This window comes from Methylophaga sp. UBA4204 (assembly GCF_002379485.1).
GTDB lineage: Bacteria > Pseudomonadota > Gammaproteobacteria > Nitrosococcales > Methylophagaceae > Methylophaga.
Genome location: NZ_DFTU01000022.1, coordinates 6,891 through 11,032, shown reverse-complemented (window position 1 = coordinate 11,032; position 4,142 = coordinate 6,891). Strand labels below are relative to the sequence as shown.

3 protein-coding genes are annotated in these 4,142 nt (G+C 45.9%); all 3 read right to left on the bottom strand.

What is annotated here, in order from left to right:
- Positions 1-808, bottom strand: an 808-nt coding sequence (locus B3182_RS02945; RefSeq protein WP_292751470.1) for an MFS transporter, incomplete at its 3' end; no start/stop codon positions are given.
- Positions 809-1,093: 285 nt separating this feature from the next.
- Entirely contained in the window at positions 1,094-3,505 is a 2,412-nt protein-coding gene (locus B3182_RS02940; RefSeq protein ID WP_292354018.1) for a TonB-dependent siderophore receptor, read from the bottom strand.
- 118 nt (positions 3,506-3,623) lie between these two features.
- The coding region (locus tag B3182_RS02935) for a FecR family protein (RefSeq protein WP_292751467.1) at positions 3,624-4,142 on the bottom strand (519 nt) is incomplete at its 5' end.

Genomic DNA, 4,142 nt, shown 5'->3' with positions numbered 1-4,142 from the left:
ACCAGGCCAGCATTTTCCGACGGCCTAAACGATCCGATAACATGCCCACAGGCAATTGCGCCATCAGCCCGCCCAGAATGGTAATCGTCATAAACAATGAGACCACCTTAGGCTGATCAAATAGATTTAAGACGTACAGCGGTAGCATGGTGTAAAACGCGCCAACAAACACTCCACCAATAAAGCTCCCCACCAATGCCAAAGGGGCTATAGATAATAATTTTGGCATGCTGTAACGTTCAAAGGGCTTTAATACAGGTTGCGTGACACGTGTCACCGCGACCAATACCAGCGACCAGAGCACCAGAATGGAACCCAGAATGAAAATCGTATTGGATGACATCTCCAGTATTAATAGCAATTGACCTAATGCCAATGCCAGGAAGAATACGATGGTGTATATTGCGAGGATTTTGCCGCGGTCTTCAGAGGAGCTTTTTTCATTGAGCCAACTTTCTAATACGATCAGCATGGCGTAAAAGGCAAAACCGGATACCAAACGTAATGTGGCCCAAAACCAGGGATCAAACCATAAGGCGTGCCCTAAAAATGCCATGACCATAATCGCAGAAAAAGCCGAAAAACTACGTGCGTGACCTACGGTAACGATGAGTTTTTGACTGAAAATTGCGGCTAACATCGCGCCCAGGAAAAAAGCGGAATTGATTAAGCCGATGGCGCCCTCATTGAGACCTTCCTGTTTAAGAAATATGCCAATGAATGTCATCAATAAACCGTAACCCGTTGCTAACAGCGAGATCGAGAAGAACAACGATGAAATCGGTAATAGGGCTCTTTTGAAAAACATGGGGGTTCCTGAACGAAAACAGCTTGCTGCGTGTAAACACAACAAGCCACTATTTTGATTATTTTTTACACAAATTCAAGGCAGGATACAGCAAACTTGATTAGGATGAATGATGTTCAGCCGGGAACCGTGAGAAAACTCAAGCTTTTGCTAAAACCATTTATCAGTTAAATACCAAACGCTTGTCGGTCATGTTTAAAAAAAGCAAAGCAGGATAGATTTATGCTTTTTTCATTTTATGCAGAAAGTCCCGGCAGTGAATTACTGCCGGGCTATTTGTAAATATTAAAAGTCTAGTTGGGCTCCCAATTTGATGGTACGAGGTGCACCTTGAGCAATACTGGAGCTGCCTGCAGAGGTTAGCCAATAGGCTTTATCTGTCAGGTTCTCAACGTTCAGCCGCAGTGTCAGTAGTTGTTTGTTGAGCTCAATTTCATAGCGAGCGCCCAAATCAAACAACGTCACTGACCCGACATGCCATTGGTTTGCCGTATCCAGCGGTCGTTGGCTGGTATATTGCGCGCCGCCGGTGAAGGTCAGCTGTTTATTGGGCACCTGATATTCACTGTATAAACGAAATTGTTTATCAGCGACACCATGAACGGGGTTTCCTTCCAGACTTTTATCAGTAGTTTTTCGGTTGGTGGCATCCAGCCACATTGCACTGGCACCAACTAGCCATTGTTGATTGATTTTGGCTTGTGTGGAGAGTTCAAGTCCTTCGTAATGCGCTTCACCGTCCTGACTGAAGACATCATTCTCATCCTCATGTGTGAGCCCTTTTTGCAGTTTGAATATCGCAAGATTGGCTGACCAGTTATCGTAATCTACCTTGATGCCGGTCTCGTATTGTTTACTGACCAACGGGTCAAAGACTTCACCAGCATTGGGCGCGGTATTCGGCGCTGTCGCCCCTTGTTCAAGGGCTTCAACATAACTTGCGTAAAGTGATATCCATTCGACGGGCCGATAAATAGCTGCGATGGAAGGTGTGATTTCATTTTCTTTGTAATCGCCATATTTATCTTCAATACTGCCGTAACGTGCTCCCAGAATAAAGTCCCAACTGTCACCGACATTCAAGGTATCGGAAAGAAATACCTCTTTACGTGTAACTCTGGAATAATAATTAAACGTGGCATCTTCCTTATCAAGATGTCCGACCGGACGTTCAAATTCGACAGGTGAAGACAAATTACCTGAACCCAACGGAATCCGAAACTGGCCGATACCGGTGCTATTACCTGAAACGGTGCGGGTATGTGATAAGCCTGCAACTACGTTATGGGTAACGGAGCCGGTTTCAATGACACCACTTAGTACATTTTGTGTATGGTAGCTTTTAAATAAATTGTTGTAATTGAAGAGCGTAGCGGAATAGTTGCCATCGCCATCCACGTACAAAATGGGCATCAGCGGGTTGCGGTAGCTGGTGGAGTAACGATAGGAGAGCTTGTTGTTCCAGTTATCGTTCAGCTGCCAGATTAAATCAGTGCCAGTGGTCATGTGTTCTGATTCGTAACGGGTCCAGTCTGGTGTAAGACGTTTATCACCATCAATTGGATCTATAACACTGCCGACTGTGTCAGTAGGACTAATTGAAAAATAACCACCATAGCTTTTACGCTCAGATATCAGTGCATCTGCCTGCCAGGTCAGATCCGGCGTAATACGTAAATCGACGGCAACAGAGGCTGATTTACGGTAGGACTCACCGTCATCGACATAGGTGTCACCAGCCTCACTGACCACATTAACGCGGTAACCAAATATACCATCTGGACCGACACGACCGCCGACATCACCGTGTGCCATTAGCAATCCGCTATCCATTATTTGCGTGGAAACACTGGCTTCGAATTCTTCAGTGGGCCGTTTAAGCACATAATTGATGATGCCGCCCGGAGCTCCAAATCCATAGAGGAAACCGCCCGCACCTTTCAGAATCTCTACGCGTTCAAGGTGTTCCAGAGGGAGGTCTTTGGCACGGCTGCGGAAATTCATTCCATCGAGTTTCTGTCCGGTATCGAAATCCGGGTTGATGCCGCGAATCGAAAATGCGTTATTTTCCGTTATCAAATTATTCGATGAGAGGCTGATAGCGGCATCAAATTTGGTTAACTCACCCAGCGAACGTGCCTGCAGATTAGCAATGTAATCTTCAGAGTAAGTTTCAATGGTAAATGGCGTATTTTGCTTTGACAGGTTTCCCAGTGCTCCAGCGAAAACATCACCCACCCGATAGGCATTGGCGGCAGAGCCATTCATACCCAGACCTTGTACCTGCAAGGTCGATAAAGTGACGCTTTGATCATCCTGATTGGCTTTATGCAAAGCGTAACTTTTGTCACCCTGAGCCACCGCGACCAGACCACTGCCGTTGAGAATATGGCTTAGTGCATTTTCAACGGTATAGCTGCCTTGCAATCCATCACTGCTCTTGCCGCTGGCTAATTCCGAAGCACCCACAAGATAGATTCCTGCCTGAGCAGATAAGCGGGCCAGTACCTGGCTTAGTGATCCGGCGGGGATATTAAATTGTTGCGTGGCTTGAGCCACTGACTGAGTTGTTTCTGCCTGTGCAGCAGGTAGTGTCAGCAACGTCCCCATGCTGGCAGCAGCAATAAGATGGATCGAAAGTGCCAGTGGCTTAAATCGGTTTTTACCCGGTTGTGTGTGGCGTTGTGGTTTCACCATTGTTTTACCTCATCGAGTTTAGTGTTGATACAGATATAAACGGATGAGGCGTGTAGACCCGGAACCATAATTTGAAATAAAACGAAAACAATCTGTAGGTATTTGATTAAATTGAAATTTAACTCTGGATTGGTTCCAGAATGATCCACCCTGGAAACACCTGACGTGCCTGTATGGGCAAAACGCTGGTGAGCATTGCCAAAACACGTTCAGTATCCGCTAGCGGGAAACTGCCATACACTTTCAGCTGAGCAACCTCATCAGAGATATTGATATAGCCATATTGATAACGGTTAAGCTCGGCAATTAGCTCCTGCAGTGTCATATCTTCTGCGACTAACAATCCCTGCCTCCAGGCCTGTCGGGCAGTTACAGCATTTTGTTTTGGCATTATCTGGCTTTCATTAAAACGGCTGGTTTCACCTGCTTGAAGTTCAACATAGTGGTCGTTATTGGTATGAACAGACACTGAACCGTCATAGACGGTAAGCTCGATATCCTGTTGCTGATTCATCACGTTAAACTGTGTTCCGAGCGCCGTTAATCTTCCATGCACCGTATCTACAACGAATGATCTTCTGACATCTTTTGCTGTCTCGATAAAGATCTCACCATGGAGTAACTCAATGCGTCTTTG

Excerpts from the sequence above, each read along its gene's own strand:
- B3182_RS02940 (WP_292354018.1), bottom strand. The coding sequence starts at position 3,505 with ATGGTGAAACCACAACGCCACACACAACCGGGTAAAAACCGATTTAAG.